The 16,598-nt window shown below is 71.7% G+C and carries 17 protein-coding genes and 1 pseudogene; 7 read left to right on the plus strand and 11 right to left on the minus strand.

Annotation, left to right across the window (positions count from 1 at the left end; all coding sequences use genetic code 11):
* Nucleotides 1-39: 39 nt before the first annotated feature.
* On the plus strand, nt 40-2,259 hold the full coding sequence (locus tag AC1Z4A_RS28105) for an NADP-dependent isocitrate dehydrogenase (protein ID WP_483682662.1): 2,220 nt from the start codon (nt 40-42) through the stop codon (nt 2,257-2,259).
* An 87-nt stretch (nt 2,260-2,346) separates the two neighbouring features.
* Here the strand turns inward: AC1Z4A_RS28105 and kynU are convergent, their stop codons facing one another.
* The 9 genes from kynU to paaA all read right to left on the minus strand — a co-directional run bounded on the left by kynU (nt 2,347) and on the right by paaA (nt 9,957).
* Nucleotides 2,347-3,636 carry a kynureninase gene (gene kynU / locus AC1Z4A_RS28110; RefSeq protein ID WP_483682663.1) on the minus strand — a complete coding sequence of 430 codons (1,290 nt, stop codon included), beginning with the start codon at nt 3,634-3,636 and terminating at the stop codon, nt 2,347-2,349.
* Nucleotides 3,633-4,472, minus strand: coding sequence for an alpha/beta hydrolase family protein (locus tag AC1Z4A_RS28115; RefSeq protein ID WP_483682664.1), 840 nt, complete (start codon nt 4,470-4,472; stop codon nt 3,633-3,635). The genes kynU and AC1Z4A_RS28115 overlap by 4 nt, the downstream gene beginning before the upstream one ends.
* The gene (locus AC1Z4A_RS28120; protein WP_483683757.1) at nt 4,465-5,307 is read right to left on the minus strand and encodes a tryptophan 2,3-dioxygenase; all 843 of its coding nucleotides are present in this window, start codon (nt 5,305-5,307) and stop codon (nt 4,465-4,467) included. The genes AC1Z4A_RS28115 and AC1Z4A_RS28120 overlap by 8 nt, the downstream gene beginning before the upstream one ends.
* A 50-nt stretch (nt 5,308-5,357) precedes the next feature.
* Nucleotides 5,358-6,131, minus strand: coding sequence for an SDR family oxidoreductase (locus AC1Z4A_RS28125; protein ID WP_483682665.1), 774 nt, complete (start codon nt 6,129-6,131; stop codon nt 5,358-5,360).
* 80 nt (nt 6,132-6,211) lie between these two features.
* Nucleotides 6,212-7,360: a 2Fe-2S iron-sulfur cluster-binding protein gene (locus AC1Z4A_RS28130; RefSeq protein ID WP_483682666.1), complete on the minus strand. Its 1,149-nt coding sequence runs from the start codon at nt 7,358-7,360 to the stop codon at nt 6,212-6,214.
* Between the two features lie 9 nt (nt 7,361-7,369).
* Nucleotides 7,370-7,867, minus strand: a complete 498-nt coding sequence (paaD, locus tag AC1Z4A_RS28135; protein WP_483682667.1) for a 1,2-phenylacetyl-CoA epoxidase subunit PaaD — start codon at nt 7,865-7,867, stop codon at nt 7,370-7,372.
* A complete protein-coding gene (gene paaC, locus AC1Z4A_RS28140) occupies nt 7,864-8,652 on the minus strand; it encodes a 1,2-phenylacetyl-CoA epoxidase subunit PaaC (RefSeq protein WP_483682668.1) in 789 nt (262 codons plus the stop codon). Before paaC ends, paaD begins: the two co-directional genes overlap by 4 nt.
* Nucleotides 8,642-8,944, minus strand: a complete 303-nt coding sequence (gene paaB, locus AC1Z4A_RS28145) for a 1,2-phenylacetyl-CoA epoxidase subunit PaaB (RefSeq protein WP_483682669.1) — start codon at nt 8,942-8,944, stop codon at nt 8,642-8,644. The genes paaC and paaB overlap by 11 nt, the downstream gene beginning before the upstream one ends.
* A complete protein-coding gene (gene paaA, locus AC1Z4A_RS28150; protein WP_483683758.1) occupies nt 8,941-9,957 on the minus strand; it encodes a 1,2-phenylacetyl-CoA epoxidase subunit PaaA in 1,017 nt (338 codons plus the stop codon). Before paaA ends, paaB begins: the two co-directional genes overlap by 4 nt.
* 317 nt (nt 9,958-10,274) lie before the next feature.
* Here paaA and AC1Z4A_RS28155 point away from each other — a divergent pair, with 317 nt between their 5' ends.
* From AC1Z4A_RS28155 to AC1Z4A_RS28180, 6 genes and pseudogenes are all read left to right on the plus strand, one after another.
* Nucleotides 10,275-10,529 carry an acyl carrier protein gene (locus tag AC1Z4A_RS28155; protein ID WP_483682670.1) on the plus strand — a complete coding sequence of 85 codons (255 nt, stop codon included), beginning with the start codon at nt 10,275-10,277 and terminating at the stop codon, nt 10,527-10,529.
* The gene (locus AC1Z4A_RS28160; RefSeq protein ID WP_483682671.1) at nt 10,529-12,007 is read left to right on the plus strand and encodes a class I adenylate-forming enzyme family protein; all 1,479 of its coding nucleotides are present in this window, start codon (nt 10,529-10,531) and stop codon (nt 12,005-12,007) included. Before AC1Z4A_RS28155 ends, AC1Z4A_RS28160 begins: the two co-directional genes overlap by 1 nt.
* Entirely contained in the window at nt 12,007-12,681 is a 675-nt protein-coding gene (locus AC1Z4A_RS28165; RefSeq protein ID WP_483682672.1) for a 4'-phosphopantetheinyl transferase family protein, read from the plus strand. Before AC1Z4A_RS28160 ends, AC1Z4A_RS28165 begins: the two co-directional genes overlap by 1 nt.
* 7 nt (nt 12,682-12,688) lie before the next feature.
* On the plus strand, nt 12,689-13,021 hold the full coding sequence (locus AC1Z4A_RS28170) for a hypothetical protein (RefSeq protein ID WP_483682673.1): 333 nt from the start codon (nt 12,689-12,691) through the stop codon (nt 13,019-13,021).
* A gap of 175 nt (nt 13,022-13,196) precedes the next feature.
* On the plus strand, nt 13,197-13,847 hold the full coding sequence (locus AC1Z4A_RS28175; protein ID WP_483683759.1) for a DUF998 domain-containing protein: 651 nt from the start codon (nt 13,197-13,199) through the stop codon (nt 13,845-13,847).
* Between the two features lie 138 nt (nt 13,848-13,985).
* Nucleotides 13,986-14,141: pseudogene (locus AC1Z4A_RS28180) on the plus strand (ArsR family transcriptional regulator); the annotation flags it as partial.
* A gap of 57 nt (nt 14,142-14,198) precedes the next feature.
* Here the strand turns inward: AC1Z4A_RS28180 and AC1Z4A_RS28185 are convergent.
* Both AC1Z4A_RS28185 and AC1Z4A_RS28190 read right to left on the minus strand, forming a co-directional pair.
* The gene (locus AC1Z4A_RS28185) at nt 14,199-14,618 is read right to left on the minus strand and encodes a hypothetical protein (protein ID WP_483682674.1); all 420 of its coding nucleotides are present in this window, start codon (nt 14,616-14,618) and stop codon (nt 14,199-14,201) included.
* Nucleotides 14,619-14,955: 337 nt separating this feature from the next.
* A complete protein-coding gene (locus tag AC1Z4A_RS28190) occupies nt 14,956-16,407 on the minus strand; it encodes an amidase (protein WP_483682675.1) in 1,452 nt (483 codons plus the stop codon).
* Nucleotides 16,408-16,598 lie beyond the last annotated feature (191 nt).

A 16,598-nucleotide genomic window follows, 5' to 3' on the forward strand; every position in this document is an offset into this window, starting at 1 on the left:
GATGTCGAGCAATGTTACAGACGTGGAGCGGAGCACCCGGTGACTGACTCGACCATCATCTATACGCACACCGACGAGGCGCCGGCCCTGGCGACGTACTCGTTCCTGCCCGTCGTCCAGGCCTACGCCGGTGCGGCCGGGGTCACTGTGGAGACCCGCGACATCTCGCTGGCCGGACGCATCCTTGCCCACTTCCCCGAGTACCTCGAGGAGGGCCAGCGCGTCGCCGACGCCCTCGCCGAGCTGGGCGAGCTGGCCAAGACGCCCGGCGCGAACATCATCAAGCTGCCGAACGTCTCGGCCTCCATCCCGCAGCTCAAGGCCGCCGTCGCCGAGCTGCAGCAGCAGGGCTACGCCCTCCCGGACTACCCGGACGACCCGAAGACCGACGAGGAGCGCGAGATCCGCGCCCGCTACGACAAGATCAAGGGCAGCGCGGTCAACCCCGTCCTGCGCGAGGGCAACTCCGACCGCCGCGCCCCCGCCTCGGTCAAGAACTACGCCAAGACGCACCCGCACCGCATGGGCGCCTGGACGGCCGACTCCAAGACGAACGTCGCCACCATGGACGCCGACGACTTCCGTTCCACCGAGAAGTCCACGGTCATCGCCGAGGACGGCGCGCTGCGCATCGAGCACGTCGCCGAGGACGGCACCACCACCGTCCTGCGCGAGTCCGTCCCCGTCCTCGCGGGCGAGGTCGTCGACGCCTCCGTCATGCGCGTGGCCGCGCTGCGCGAGTTCCTCACGGCCCAGGTCGCCCGCGCCAAGGCCGAGGGCGTGCTGTTCTCCGTGCACCTCAAGGCCACGATGATGAAGGTCTCCGACCCGATCGTCTTCGGCCACGTGGTCCGCGCCTTCTTCCCGAAGACCTTCGAGGCGTACGGCGAGCAGCTGGCCGCCGCCGGCCTGTCCCCGAACGACGGCCTCGGCGCCATCCTCAACGGCCTGGAGACCCTGCCCGAGGGCGAGGAGATCAAGGCGTCCTTCGAGGCCGAGATCGCCGAGGGCCCGGCCCTCGCCATGGTCGACTCCGACCGCGGCATCACCAACCTGCACGTCCCCAGCGACGTCATCGTCGACGCCTCCATGCCGGCCATGATCCGCACCTCCGGCCACATGTGGGGCCCGGACGGCCAGGAGGCCGACACCCTCGCCGTCCTCCCGGACAGCAGCTACTCCGGCGTCTACCAGGCCGTCATCGAGGACTGCCGCGCCCACGGCGCCTTCGACCCGGCCACCATGGGCACCGTCCCCAACGTCGGCCTCATGGCGCAGAAGGCCGAGGAGTACGGCAGCCACGACAAGACCTTCGAGATCCCGGCCGCGGGCACCGTCCGCCTGGTCGACACGAAGGGCGAGGTCGTCCTGGAGCAGGCCGTGGCCGCCGGCGACATCTTCCGCGCCTGCCAGGCCAAGGACGCGCCCATCCGCGACTGGGTCAAGCTGGCCGTCACCCGCGCCCGCGCCACCGGCGACCCGGCGGTGTTCTGGCTCGACGAGAACCGCGCCCACGACGCCCAGCTCATCGCCAAGGTCAAGCAGTACCTGCCGGAGCACGACACCGAGGGCCTGGACATCCGCATCCTCGCCCCGGTCGAGGCGACCAAGCTCTCCGTCGAGCGCATCCGCCGCGGCGAGAACACCATCTCCGTCACCGGCAACGTGCTGCGCGACTACCTCACCGACCTGTTCCCGATCCTGGAGCTGGGCACCAGCGCCAAGATGCTGTCGGTCGTCCCGCTGATGGCGGGCGGCGGCCTCTTCGAGACGGGCGCCGGCGGCTCCGCCCCGAAGCACGTCCAGCAGCTGGTCAAGGAGAACTACCTGCGCTGGGACTCGCTCGGCGAGTTCTTCGCGCTGGTCCCGGCCCTGGAGCAGTACGCGAAGAGCACGGGCAACGCCCGCGCCCAGGTCCTCGCCGACGCCCTCGACCGCGCCACGGCGACCTTCCTCAACGAGGACAAGTCCCCGACCCGCCGCGTCGGCGGCATCGACAACCGCGGCAGCCACTTCTACCTCGCCATGTACTGGGCGCAGGAGCTGGCCGAGCAGACCGCTGACGCCGACCTGGCCAAGGCCTTCGCCCCGCTCGCCGAGGCGCTGACCGCCAACGAGCAGAAGATCGTCGACGAGCTGCTCGCCGTCCAGGGCAAGCCGGCCGACCTCGGCGGCTACTACCAGCCCGACCCGGCGAAGACCGCGGCCGTGATGCGCCCGTCCGCGACCTTCAACGAGGCCCTCGCGACCCTCGCCTGATCCGGCCCGGATGCGTTGAACGCCCGCTGCCCCGGGGAGAAATCCCCGGGGCAGCGGGCGTTCTGGCTCCTGTGCCGCGAACGGACGTCAGGTGACCGTGGTGCGGCGGCGGAAGCGCTCCTGGCGATGCTCGCCGGTGGTGACGACCTCGCGCAGGTGTTGCACCGCGGTGAGCACGTCCCGGTGCGAGACGTAGAGCGCGTTGACACCGAAGCGCAGCATGTCCGGGGCGCGCATGTCGCCGATGACGCCGCGCGCGGTGAGCGCCTGGACGAGCGCGTACGCGTCGGGGTGCCGCAGGACGACCTGGCTGCCGCGGCGGTCCGCCTCGCGCGGGGTGACCGTGGCGAAGCCGAGCCCGTCCAGCAGGGTGTCCGCGCAGTCCATGAAGAAGCCGGTCAGGGACAGGCTCTTGGCCCGCACCCGGTCCATGTCGACACCGTCGAAGGCGGTGAGGGCGGCCTCCAGGGCCAGCATGGACAGGATCGGCGGGGTGCCGATCCGGGCCCGGCCGACGCCCCCGGCCGGGGCGTAGCCGCCGCCGAGGCCGAAGGGGTCGGCGTGCCCGTTCCAGCCGGTGATCGGGTGGTCGAAGGCGGCCTGGTGGCGCTCGGCGACATAGAGGAAGGCCGGGGCGCCGGGGCCGCCGGACAGGTACTTGTAGCCGCAGCCCACGGCCAGGTCGACGCCCAGCTCGTCCAGCCGGAGGGGGAGTGCGCCGGCCGCGTGGCACAGGTCCCAGAGCATCAGCGCGCCCGCCTGCCGGACGGCGCGGGTCGTGCCCGCCACGTCGTGCAGCTCGCCGGTCCGGTAGTCCACGGGGGAGTACCCGGCGACGGCGACCCGGTCGCCCTCCGCCGCGAGGAACCGCGGCAGTTCGGCGGCCGGCACCCGGCGGACCTCCAGGCCGAGCAGCCGGGCCACCGAGTCGGCGATGTACTGGTCGGTGGGGAAGTGCGCCGGGTCGGTCAGCAGCAGCGGGCGGCCGGGGCGCAGCCGGGCGGCGGCCGCCAGGGCGTTGAACAGCTGGACGCTGGTGGAGTCCCCGGCGACGGTCTGGCCCGGGGCCGCGCCGATCAGCCGGCCGATCGCGTCCCCGATCCGCAGCGGGGCCTGCCACCAGGCGTTGTCGTTCCAGGACCGGATCAGGTCCGTGCCCCACTGCCGGTGGACGGCATCCGTCATGGCCGGGGGCACGGCGGCGGGCAGCGCCCCGAGCGAGTTGCCGTCCAGGTAGACGACGCCCTCCGGGAGCAGGAAGCGCTCCCGGAGCCCGGCCAGCGGGTCGGCGGCGTCGAGCGAGTCCGCGCGGGCCGCCAGGGCCGCCGGGTCCCCGGGGGAGCCGAGGGCTTCGAGGGCGGGTTCGGCCACGGTCACGCCGACTCCTCCTGCGTGCCGCAGTGTTCCCGCGCCAGCCGCGCCAGGACGTCGATCACCGACCGGCTCGCCTCCGAGCCCGGCTCGATCAGGGTGTAGTGGCCGGTCCCGGGCAGGGTGACCAGCTCCGCGTCCCGGTGCACGGCGACGTAGTCGCCGAACTGGTGCAGCGGCACCTCCTCGTCCACCTCGCCGTGCAGCACCACGGTCGGCACCCCGGTGGTGCCCGCCTCGCGCAGCATGGTGACCGGGTCCACGAACGGGAGCCGGGACTCCACCAGGTCGGCGCCGCCCAGCAGTTGGAGGCCGGCGTCGTCGCTGAGACCGTCGCGGATCGTGCCCACCAGGTCGGTGAGCGGGGCGAGGCCCAGGATCGCGGCGGGGAAGCTGTCCGCCGTGTACCACGGCGAGTCCTCCGGCAGCAGCCCGCGGGCGCCCGCCCACAGCGCGAGGTGGCCGCCGGAGCAGTGCCCGGCCAGCACGAACGGCCGCCCGTCGGTGATGGTGTCCACCGCCAGGGCGATGTCGTCGAACGTCTCGGGGTAGCCGCCCGCCCCGCCCGACCGGCGGAACCCCGGCAGCACCGTGGTGAAGCCGTTCTTCGCCAGGTAGGCGGCGAAGGGCGTCAGGTGCATGCGGTCGTACCGCCAGTAGCCGCCGTGCAGCAGCACGACCAGCGGCGCGGTGTCCGGGTCCGCGACGTTCTCGGCCGGCCACAGGTCGTACACCTGGTGCGGGTGGTCGCCGTACTTGCGGTGGACGGGCGCGAGGACCGGCCTGAGGGCCAGTACCCGGCGCTCCTCCTCGAGCGCGAATTCGGAATACGTCCTAGACATAGCTGCGTGCCGTCCAGATCTCGGGGAACACGGAACGGGCGGCGCGCTTCTCCAGCCACGTCACGCCCGGGGAGCCACCGCTGCCGGTCTTGGCGCCCATCGCGCGGCGCACGGCCAGCAGATGGTCGCTGCGCCAGCGCAGGAACAGCTCGGCGACGTCGGTGAGGGCCTCGCCCAGGGCCACCAGCGGGTCGTGCCGCGACCCGGCGTAGATCTGCCGCCAGACCTCCTCCACGCCCTCGTCGGGCTGGTACGCCTGGGTGACGTCCCGGTCGAGCACGTGCTCGGGGACGGGCAGCCCGCGGCGGTGCAGGAAGCGCAGCACCTCGTCGTAGAGCGAGGGCTCGGCCAGGGTCTGCTCCAGCTCGGCGTACACCCGGGGGTGGCCGCGGTGGGGCTGCACCATCGAGCGGGACTTGTCGCCGAGCAGGAACTCCACGTGGCGGTACATCGCCGACTGGAAGCCGGAGGCCTGCCCGAAGGCCTCGCGGAAGCCGTTGAACTGCACCGGGGTCAGCGCGGCTATCGGCCGCCAGGAGTCGTTGAGCGCCTTGAGGGTGTTGAGGCTGCGGCGCAGCGCGTCCATGGCGCTGTCGCAGTCGTCCTTGAGTAAGGCGTCGCGTGCGGTGCGCCACTCGTGGACGATCAGCGTGAACCACAGCTCCATCACCTGGGTGGTGACCAGGAAGGCCATCTCCTCGGGCGCGTTGGTGAGCGGCTGCTGAAGGGACGTCAGCACCGATGCGTGGACGTAGTCCTCGTACGGGGTCGTGCCCTCGAATTCGAGCTTGATCTCGTCGTCGTCGGCATCGGTGGCGTGGGTGGGGACGAGCATGTCGGTCATGGGGGTGGTCTCCTCGACGGGGTGGTTCGGTCCGGGGCCGGTCACGGGCCCAGGAGGGCGCCCCCGGTCGCGTCCAGCACCTGCCCGGTGACCCAGCGGGCGTCGTCGCCCGCCACGAAGGCCACGACGTCGGCGATGTCCGCCGGAGCACCGATCCGGTCGAAGGCCGAGAGGGATGCCAGCGCGGCCCGCGTCCGGGGGTCCTGCAGGGTCGGGTTGATGTCGGTCTCGACGGTGCCGGGGGCCACGCCGTTGACCGTGATGCCGCGCGGCGCCAGCTGCTTGGCCAGCGTGCGGGTGAGGGTGTCCAGGGCGCCCTTGGTCATCGAGTAGGCCACGATGTGCGGGAGGGCGATGCGGGTGACGCCGGATGAGATGTTGATGATCCGGCCGCCGTCCCGGAGCCGCTCCAGGCCCTGCTGGACGATGAAGAACGGCGCCTTGGTGTTGATCGCGAAGACCCGGTCGTAGTCCTCGTCGGTCACGTCGGCGATGCGCTTGGGGAGCGTGATGCCGGCGTTGTTGACCAGGACGTCCAGCCCGGCCCCGGCGCCGTACCGCGCCAGGCCCTCGTCGAACGCGGCCCAGAGCGCGGCGGCGTCCCCGGGGACGCCCAGCTCGGCCTCGACCGCGAACGCCCGCCCGCCCGCCTCCTCGATCCGGGCCACGGTCTCCTTGGCGGCAGCCGCGTCGTGTCCGTAGTGGACGGCCACCAGCGCGCCCTCCCGGGCCAGCCGGAGCGAGATGCTCCGGCCGATGCCCCGGCTGCCGCCGGTGACCAGCGCCGTCTTGTCGGAAAGCGTGCCCACGGTCATTGTCCCTTTCGTCTGCTGCGTGGTGTGGCCTATGGCCATAGGTGTGGCGGGGTTTGCGGTTGCTGCGGTTGCTGCGGTGGTCAGGCGTCGAAGTCGAGCGAGACCTCGTCCGACTCCGGGCGGGCGCGGCACGTCAGCGTGTAGCCCGCGGCCAGTTCGGCCTCGCCGAGCGCGTACTGGCGGCCGAGGGCGACCGAGCCCGAGACGACCTTGGCGCGGCAGCTGCCGCACAGGCCGTCGCGGCAGGAGTACGGCGTCTCGGGCCGGGCGCGCAGGACCGCGTCCAGCACCACGGCGTCCTCGGGCTCCATGGTGGTGACGGTGGTCCGGCCGGCCAGGCGCGCGGTGATCCGCCCCGGGCGGGCCCGGCGTTCGGCGGCCGGCTGCTCCTGGGGCTCGCCGTCTGCGGAGAACAGCTCGAAGCGCACCTGCCCCGGGCCGGCGCCCCAGGCGACGAGCGCCTCGCGGACCGTCTCGACCAGGCCCCAGGGCCCGCACAGGTAGAAGAACGTTTCGTCGCCGGGGTCGGCGCCGAGCAGGCTCAGCAGCCTGGGCAGCCGCCCGCCGTCGACCCGCCCGGAGAGCAGCTCGGCCTCCCGCAGTTCCTGCGAGAGCACGTACAGGACGAAGAATCGGTCGACGTGGGCGTCCTTGAGGTCGGCCAGCTCGTCCGCCAGCAGCGCCGATCTCGACGTCTGGTTGGCGTAGACCAGCGAGACGCGGCACTCCGGGTCGTCCCGCAGGGCGGCCGCGGCCATGCTCAGCAGCGGGGTGATGCCGCTGCCGCCCGCGACCAGCACGTGGTGCGCCCCGGGGCGGTCCGCCAGCCGGAAGTCACCGGTGGGCGGCGCGAGTTCGAGGGTGTCACCGGCGGCCAGGGAGGTCGTGGCGTACTCCGCGAAGCCGCCGTCGCCCAGGCGCTTGACCACCAGGCGCAGCCCGCTGCGCTCGGTGGGCGGGAGGCAGACCGAGTAGCTGCGCCGCAGCTCCCTGCCGTCCAGCACGTGCCGGACGGTCACATGCTGCCCGGCGGTGTGGGCGAAGGCGTCCGCCAGCGGCTCCGGCACGTCCAGGCCGATCGCCACGGCCTCGTCGGTGAGCCGCTCCACGCTCGCGACGCGCAGCCGGTGCCAGCCGGTCGCGCGCGGGGCGCCCGCCCCGGACTCGCCAGGCTCGCCGGACTCGTGCTCGGGGGTCCCGATGTCGTCCATCGTCGTGACCGTTGTCATGACTGCTCGTCACATCGCCTTCATGTGCGCGAAGTTCTCCTGGCATGCGGTGCACACCATGACGGCCTGGCAGCGGGTCGCCCCGAACGGGCTCTGCGGCCGGGTCGCCGAGGAGCCGCAGTTGGGGCACGTGAGGCCGAAGCCCAGCCGCACCTGCAGCGGCGCCCGGGAGTCGCCCGGGGGCACGATGCCGTGCTCGGCGAGCTTGCGGCGGCCCTCCTCGCTGATCCAGTCGCTGGACCAGGCGGGCGCCAGCACCTGCCGCACCCGCCCGTCCGGATGGCCGCAGTCCGCCAGTACGGCCCGCAGTTCGGCCTCGATCGCGGGCATCGCCGGGCAGCCCATGAAGGTCGGGGTGACGACGACCTCCAGGACGCCGTCCGCCGCCGTCTCCACCGCCCGGATCACCCCCAGGTCGGCCAGGGTGACCATGGGCATCTCCGGGTCCGGCACGGTGTCCACCTGCTCCCGGACCAGGTCGGCCGGCAGCCGGGTCGCGGCGCTCACCAGGTGCCCCCCGGGTACTGACGGTGGACCGACTGCAGCTCGGACAGCAGCGGGGCGAACGCCTCGGTGTGCAGCCCGGCCCGCCCGCCGGTCGCCTGCCAGCGCGCGGTGGGGACGGTCAGCCCGGCGTCCGCCAGCACGGCGGCCGTCTCCTTCTCCCACGCCTGGCGCAGCCGGGCCGGGGCGACTGCGACGCCCTCGGCGTCGAGGCGGCCCACCAGCTCGTCGTCCTCGAACAGCTCGGCCGTGTACGGCCACACGTGGTCGAGCCCCGCCTGCATCCGGCGCCGGCTCTCGGCGGTGCCCCGGCCCAGGCGCACGGTCCACTGCGAGGCGTGCATCAGGTGGTACTCCACCTCCTTGACCGCCCGGGCGGCGAAGGCCGCCAGCACGGGGTGGGCCGTCTCCGCCAGCTCGGTGCAGAGCAGCCTGCTGTACACCGTGTACGCCAGCTGCCGGGCGATGGTCACCGCGAAGTCGCCGTTGGGGAGTTCCACCAGCAGGGCGTTGCGGAACTCGCGCTCCGTGCGGAGGTAGGCGAGGTCGTCCTCGCTGCGGCCGGTGCCGTCCAGCTCGCCGGCGAGGGAGAGCAGGGTCCGGGCGTGGCCGAGCAGGTCCAGGGCGATGTTGGAGACCGCCAGGTCCTCCTCGATGGTGGGCGCGTTGGTCACCCAGGCGCACAGCCGCTGGCTGAGGATCAGCGCGTCGTCGCCCAGCCGCAGCGCGTACGCGGCGACGTCCGGCCGCGGCTCCGCCGTCGTCGTCCCGCTGCCGCTACTCGTCATGGCCGCCGCCCTCGTTCAGCTCCACGTAGTGCTCCGGGTAGCGGTACGGCTTGTCGGCGGCGTTGCTGAAGAGGGGATCCTTCTCGCTCGGCGAGGAGGCGCGCACCGCGTCGGAGCGCACCACCCAGATGGACACCGAGTCCCCCCGGCGCGTGTACAGATCCCGGGCGTTGGCCAGCGCCATGTCGGCGTCTGCGCCGTGGACCGAGCCCACGTGCTGGTGGGAGAGGCCACGCCGGGGCCTGATGAACACCTCCCACGGAGTCTGCGCCCGTGCGGACCGCTCGTTCATGCCGGCTGCCTTTCCTCTTCCTCGTGTGCCTCACGCGCCTCACGTGCCGCATAGGCGTCGAGGGCCTCGCGCACCCAGGCACCGTTCTCGTGCGCCGCCACCCGGTGCGCCAGCCGCTGCCGGGCGCACTGCGAATTGTCGGCGAGCGCGTCCCGGAACAACTGCCAGTCGATCGGGCTGAAGTCGTAGTGGCCCCGCTCCTCGTTCCAGCGGATCGCTGGGTCGGGCAGGGTCACGCCGAGCCGCTCGGCCTGCGGCACACAGTTGTCCACGAACCGCTGCCGCAGCTCGTCGTTGGTGTGCCGCTTGATGCCCCAGGCCATGGAGCGCCGGGTGACCGCCGCACCCATGGCCGCGGTTCGGTCGTCCGCGCCGCCCGCCGTGGTGTCCGGCGGCCCGAACATCAGGGCCACCGCGGGCAGCCACCAGCGGTTGACGGCGTCCTGGGCCATCTCCTTCTGCTCCGGGGTGCCCCGGCACAGCGACCACAGCACGTCGTAGCCCTGCCGGACGTGGAACGCCTCCTCCTGGCACACCCGTCGCATCGCCCGCGCGTACGGCCCGTACGACGTGCGGCACAGCGGCACCTGGTTGACCACGGCCGCGCCGTCCGTCAGCCAGGCGATCGCGCCCGTGTCCGCCCAGGTCAGGGCCGGGTAGTTGAACGTGGCCGCGTAGCGCTGGTGCCCGCTGTGCAGGGCGTCCAGCAGCTCGCGGCGGCTCGTGCCCAGGGTCTCCGCCGCGGAGTAGAGGTACAGCCCGTGCCCGGCCTCGTCCTGCACCTTCGCCAGCAGGCTCGCCTTGCGGTGCAGCGTGGGGGCCCGGGTCAGCCAGGCGCCCTCCGGCTGCATGCCGATGATCTCGGAGTGGGCGTGCTGGGCGAGCTGCCGGAGCAGCATGCGCCGGTAGCCGTCCGGCATCCAGTCCCGGGGCTCGATCTGTTCGCCGGCGGCCAGCAACTCCTCGAAGTGCTCGCCGAGACGCTGCTCGTCGAGGCGCTCCTGGTCGTCCAGGGCGCCGTCCGCCCTGGCGGGGTCGGCCGATCGCAACTGGCTCACTCCTTCTCTCCAACTGCCGGACGGCAGTGCCTCGTGGAGAAGCTCCCGGAGAAGCTCTCGGAGAAGGAAGAGTGGGTCCCCCGGCACTTCATTCCATCCGGTCCCGAAATCGGCACCGTGATGAAGGTCACGAAAGGAGCGGGGAGTGTGCGGGGCCGCAGGCGCCTCACTATTCAGTGTCGGTCCCCGCCACCGGCGCCCCGCCAGGGGCGAGTTCGGCGGGCCCGGGGGACGACACCCGTGGCACTGCGACGAAAGGCAAGGCAACGCACATGAGCACCGTACGGGAGATGCTCGTCGAGCTGACCGGCACGCCGGAGTTCGCCGAGAGCATCGGTGACGACGCCGACCTCAGCGCGAGCGGCATCGACTCCGGGGACCTGGTGCGCCTGATCCTCCTCATCGAGCAGCGCACCGGCGTCGAGGTCACCGCCGAGGACATGGACAAGCTGTCCACCATCGCCGACTACGAGCGCTTCGTGGCCGAGCGCAGCGGTGCCGCCGCCGCGCAGCCGGACGGCGTGTGATGTGGCTGATCCAGCTGGCGGAGCGCAACCGCCAGTGCTTCCCCGACCGGACCGCCCTGGTGGACGAGCACCGCTCGGTCACCTGGGCCGAGTTCCACGACCGGACCGTCCGGCTCGCCCGTGGACTCGCCGGTCTGGGCATCCGGCGGGGTGACCGCGTCGCGGTGCTGTCGCTGGACCGCATCGAGGTCATGGAGACGTACTTCGCACTGGCCCGCCTCGGCGCGCTGTTCGTCCCGCTCAACCACAGCCTCACCCCGGCCGAGGTCAGCGGCATCGCCGAGCGCACCGGGGCCGTCGCGGTGATCGGCGAGGGCGCCCTGCTCGACCGCCACCCGGACCTGCCGGTCCGGCTGCGCATCGCCGTGGAGAGCGAGGAGTTCACCGGTCTGGGCGGCGAGGAGGAGGACGATCACCTCACCCTCCCCGACCTGGCCGACGACACCCCGGCGGCAATCCTCCACACCTCGGCCACCACCGGTCAGGCCAAGGGCGTCACGGTCGACCACGCCTCGTTCCGCGCCATCGCCCTCGGCTGGCTCGCCGTGGCCCGCCCCGCCGACGACATGGTGCTGGTGAACTGCTGCCCGCTCTACCACGGCAGCATGGTCGTCTCGCTGACGTACATGGCCGCGGGCGCGACCGTGGTGCTGATGCCGGGCTTCAAGCCGCAGACGGCACTGGCGGCCGTCGAGGCCAACCGCGCCACCCACATCTGGCTCGTCCCGCAGATGCTCCGCTTCATGCTCCAGGCCAAGGCGGTGGACACCACCGACCTCTCGACGCTGCGCGAGGTGCTCTACGGCGCCGCGCCGATGCCCGTCGAGACCTACACCGAGGCCGTCGAGCGGATCGGCTGCGGCTTCCGCCAGGTCTACGGCATGACCGAGGTCGGCGGCCCGTTCGTCACGCTCGGCCCCGAGGAGCACCCCGCCCCCGGGGACATGCCCGAGCGGATCCCCAGCGGACGCGTCATCCCGGGGATGTCCGCCCGCGCGCTGGATCAGCACGGCGAGGAGGCCGAGCCCGGCACGATCGGCGAGATCGTGGTCCGCGGCCCCGGCGTCATGCGCGGCTACTGGGACAACGAGGCCGCCACCGCCGAGATCACCGTCAACGGCTGGATCCGCACCGGCGACCTGGGGTTCATCGACCGCGAGGGTCGCATCCACCTGGTGGACCGGAGCAAGGACCTCATCATCCGGGCCGGGCAGAACGTCTACCCCACGGAGATCGAACGGGCGCTGCGCCTGCACCCCGGGGTGCACGACGCGGCCGTGATCGGGGTGCCGGACGCGGACTACGGCGAGGTCCCGCTGGCCTTCGTGGTGGCCGAGTCCGGGATCGGCGCGGCCGAACTACTGCGGCACGCGGCCGAGCACCTGGCCCCGTACAAGCGGCCGCGGCGCATCGAGTTCATCGACGAGGTGCCGCGGAACCCGGCCGGGAAGATCCTCAAGAAGCTGCTGCACGCCTGATGGGCGGCGCGGCCGCCGCCGAGGACCGGGCACGGACGGAGCACGAACTGCTCCGCCTGCGCCCGGTCCTCGGCGCGTCCGGCATCGCGCTGGGCATCGCCACGGCGGGCGAACCGGCGGGCCCGGGCGAGAAAGAGCTGGCGGAGGCGATGCTCGCCCCCCGGCGCCGGGACTTCCTGGCGGGGCGCTGCGCGGCGCGACGGGCGCTGGGGGAGGCGGGCCTCCCGGCGGGGGAGATCCTGCTCAGTGCGGGCCGCCGCCCCCGCTTCCCCGAAGGCTGCGTAGGCTCCATCAGCCACTCCGCCGGCCTGGCCGTGGCGGTGGCGGCACCTGCCTCGCGCTTCCGGGCACTGGGCTGCGACTTGGAGCTGCGGGGGCTGCCGCGAGAGGCGGCGCATGTGGTCCTCACGGCGGACGAAGCAGCGCGGGTGACGGACGAGTACGACCTGATGGCGGCGTTCTCGGCCAAGGAGTCGGCGTTCAAGGCGTTTTCGGTGCTACTGCCGGAGGGGGAGGCCCCGACGAACCTGCTGGGCATCGCGGCCCGACCGGTGTGCGGGGGGTTCCGCATGCGGCCGCGGGGGCTGCGTGGGCCGGAGCTTGAGGTCCGGGTGCGGGGGGTGGGGTCGGGGGTGTTCAGCTGGGCGCTGACTCCCGCCCCAGCCTCAAGCTGACGGGCCGGTGTCAGCCATCCGCTCTGCCCACTCACGCTGGGTCACGGCTTGCTTCACCAGGATTGCCACGCTGACCACCCATTACTGGTACCTGGCCACACTGACCGCTTGGGCCGGCCGGCAGGGCGTTCCGCCCGAGGACGCGGACCGTTACATCCGCAGCCTCTTCCAGGGCGTCGGGCGCGCCTTGGGCGACGAGAGCCGCTCCCCGCACCAGCTCGCGGCCGACCACGAGACACCGAAGGGAATCAACGAACGCATCCGCACCACGTGGTTGGACGCAGCCAACTCCGACGCTCTGCGGAAGGCACTTGACGAGCTTCTCTCCGACCTGAAGTAACCACGTGAACCCCTGATGCGTGGCTGCACATAGGGTTTGCCCTACCTCGTGCCCGGGGGCTCGTCGGAGTGTCCGAGGCCGGCCGTTCATGATCCGCTGTTCGCACAAGAATCGTGCGAGAGAAGGTGGATAGTTGAAGGCTCGGATCGGATACGTCGCGTGGGTCGCAGGTGTGGTGCAGTTCTTTGTGGCCCACGTGATCGTCGAGTCATCCTGGACCAGGCCATACAGTTGGGCGCGGAACAACATCAGTGACTTGGGTAATGCTCACTGCGCCATGCAGCCGGAACCTGAGCCGCGATACATCTGCTCGCCTGAACACGGCCTGATGAACGCCTCGTTCATCGCTTTGGGAATGCTCCTCGTCGTCGGCGTCGTCTTCGCCGGGGCTCTGTGGCGCAGAGGCGCGACCGCGATCGTGGCCCGGTGCCTGCTGGCCTGCGCCGGCGTGGGATTCGTGCTGGCCGGGCTGGCACCCGCGGACGTCCACGAGAACCAGCATGTCCTGGGTGCGCTGCTCATCATGGCCCTGGGCAACGTCGGTCTTGTGCTGGCGGGAGTCGGCCTGGCGGACGATGTGCCGGGTCCGCTGCGCTGGGCGACCAGCCTGCTGGGAGTGACGGCCATAACGGCCTTCGGACTCTTTCTCTCCCAGCGCTATCTCGGACTGGGGATGGGAGGCATGGAGCGGGTAGCGGCGTTCCCCCTCTTGGTGTGGGCGCTGTCGGCCGGTGTCCGCGGCCTGTTCTCCAAGGCGACTCGCATGCACCACGCGCTGCCGAGGTTCGACTCGGCCGACCTGCCCGACCGCCGCCCGGCACGGTGATCAACCCGGCGGCTGCGCCCCCCGACAGGCCTTGAGCTCAGGTTGTGTCGAGCAGTTCCCACACCCGCAGACCCGGCGTCCGGGCCGCGCCCGCGTGGCCGATGTCATGCCGGAAGACGGTCCGGCCACCCTGCCGTACTGGCCCGCCGCACCGGCCTCTCTCCGGCCGGGGTGTCCCAGTACCTCACCGCGCTACGCAATGCGGGCCTGGTCAGCGCCCACCGTGCCGGCCGCTCGGTCCTCTGCGCCCGCACCGCCGCCGCCCAGACCCTCCTCGAAGCTGCCTCTGTCTGAGGCTCCGGCCGGAAGGCGCAGGCGACGGAGGAAATCGGTGCCGCTTGAGCCGAGCCGCTAGTAATCGTCCGGCTCGAACCGGGCGAGCGCAGTCCAGTCCAACGGTCGCACGATCTCGGCCAGTCGGCTGAAGGGGTCCTCACCCGGCTGCTGGAACCACACCACGGACAGCTCGCTGTGGCCGTGATCGGTCACTCCCGGGGGGCGCCAGAATGCGCTCAGCCGGGCATGCACCCTGGCCCGTGGCAGCCAGGTGTCCACCCGCGCGGCCGCATCGGCCCGGATGCCGTCCAGGTCATGGATGTACAGACCGGACGTACCGGCGAGCTGCTTCTCCAACTGCATCATCCTGAACCGGCGATGCAGGTGGGGCGTCCCCTCGATCATCCCTTCGAGGTCATCCCACATGCGCAGTTCGCGCAATTCCGCGCACATGTCTCGCACCTGAAACGTCCGCAGCTCAAGTTCCTCAGTCACAGCGCGCAGCCTAACGGCGGCCGCTGCTGCCGGCGAACCCAATTCGCTTGCCCGTTGTACCTGGTCAGACGGGACGGTCCGGCAGCCGGCGCACACCTGGCGGCCACTGCGGCTACGAAGCGTGACGTCAAGGTGGTGGCGTCGGCCTGGTGGACCTTCGGTGTTGGCATCAGACGCGAAGGCTTCGCGTCTGATGCCAACACGATCCGGCTGTCGAGGTGACTGGACAGCCGGCCGGCATGGCCGGTCCCGCGTGCCAGGCCGCGAGCGTCAGGACCAGGCCCCAGCCTCGTTTGTCATCCGCACCTCGTCCTCGACGGACACCCGGTAGTACGCCCTACTTCGGTGCCTGGAAGCCGCCGATCTCCTGCTCGAGCAGTTCGGCCAGCCTCAGCGGGGTGCGGTCCTCGAACATCGGACCGATGAGCTGCACTCCCACCGGCAGACCCTCGGCGGACCGGCCCGTTGGTATGGCGGTGGCGGGCAGGCCGGGCATGGTGGCCAGACCGGCCCAGACGAGCTGGTCGAAGTACGGGTACTCGACGCCGTCGATATCGATCCGGCGTTCCCTCGGATCGGGGTTGTGGTCGTGCGGGAACGCGGGAGTGGGCGTGATGGGACACACCACGGCATCGAACTCGGCGAAGAGCTGCCGCCAGCCGTGACGGTGGAGCTCGCGACGGCTGTTCGCCTCGATCCAGTCGCGGTGGCTGAACACCATCCCGCGCAGCATCGCCGCTTCGAGACTCTGGTCGTCCGCGCTCAGTTGGGCGGCGCGGGTCCGCAGCTGCTCGTACGCCTCGACGGGAAAACGTGCAACGGAGCCCGAAAACAGCAACTGCCTGTAGAGCATTGCGGCTTCGGCCAGATCGGGCAGCAGTGGACTGTGCCGTTCAACGCGGGCGCCGGCGTCGACAAGCGCGTCGGCCACCCGGTTCACACCCGCCCGCACAGCGGACCCGGTCGGAATGAGCGGATGCTCGTCGATGACCAGGACCCGGAAGTCGCCGAGCCGCTCGTGGCGCGCGGGCGGCAGCGTCAGCTCGTATGCCACACCGTGCGTCAGCGGGTCCGGTCCGGCCATGACGTCGAGCAGGAGCGTGAGGTCGCGGGCAGTGCGCGCCATCGGACCGACGACGGCGAGGTCAGAATCGGTCGGCAATACCGGCGCGGGCGGCGGGACCATACCGCGCATCGCCGCCAGCCCGAGTGTCGGCTTGTGTGCGTAGACACCGCAGAAATGCGCGGGGGTGCGCAACGAACCGGCGAGGTCGGAGCCGATGGACAGCACGCCGAACCCGGATGCCAGGGCCGCCGCCGATCCGCCGGAGGATCCACCCGACGTGCGACCGTGGTCCCACGGGTTGTTGGTGGTGCCGTAGAACTCGTTGAAGCTCTGTATATCTTGCAGTCCCAAGGGCACGTTGGTCTTGCCGAGCACCACCGCGCCTGCGGCCTTGAGCCGTGACACCTGCACCGCGTCCTCGGCCGGCATGTAGTCCCGGTACTGCGGCATGCCCCAGGTCGTGGGCAGCCCGGCGATGTTGTAGGACTCCTTGACCGTCACCGGAATGCCGAGCAGCGGCCGGTCCTCACCGCGGGCGCGCGCCTGATCGGCATCGCGCGCGGCGGCCCGTGCACGGTCGAAGTCCGGCACACAGATCGCGTTGATCGTCGTGTCGTCCCGCTCGATACGGGCGATCGCCTCGTCGGTCAGTTCCACCGATGTCACTTCACCGGCACGCAAGGCAGCCGTGAGTTCTTCTGCAGTCTGAAAGTTCCACTCCATGAACCCGACCGTACTGACCTCTGGCAGAGGGCATAAAATGCCGATTCGCACAACGGTCGGTGGCGACGGGGCTTCCCACTGGCCGCCGACACAGGATGATGCAAGGCTCGGGGTGAACGGAGCCCCGACCTGCTACCAGCGGGCCGGGGCTTCTCGCAGCCGGCTGTTGATCAGCTTCCGCCGAGGATGCC

The organism is Streptomyces sp. 17_S59 (genome assembly GCF_056930295.1).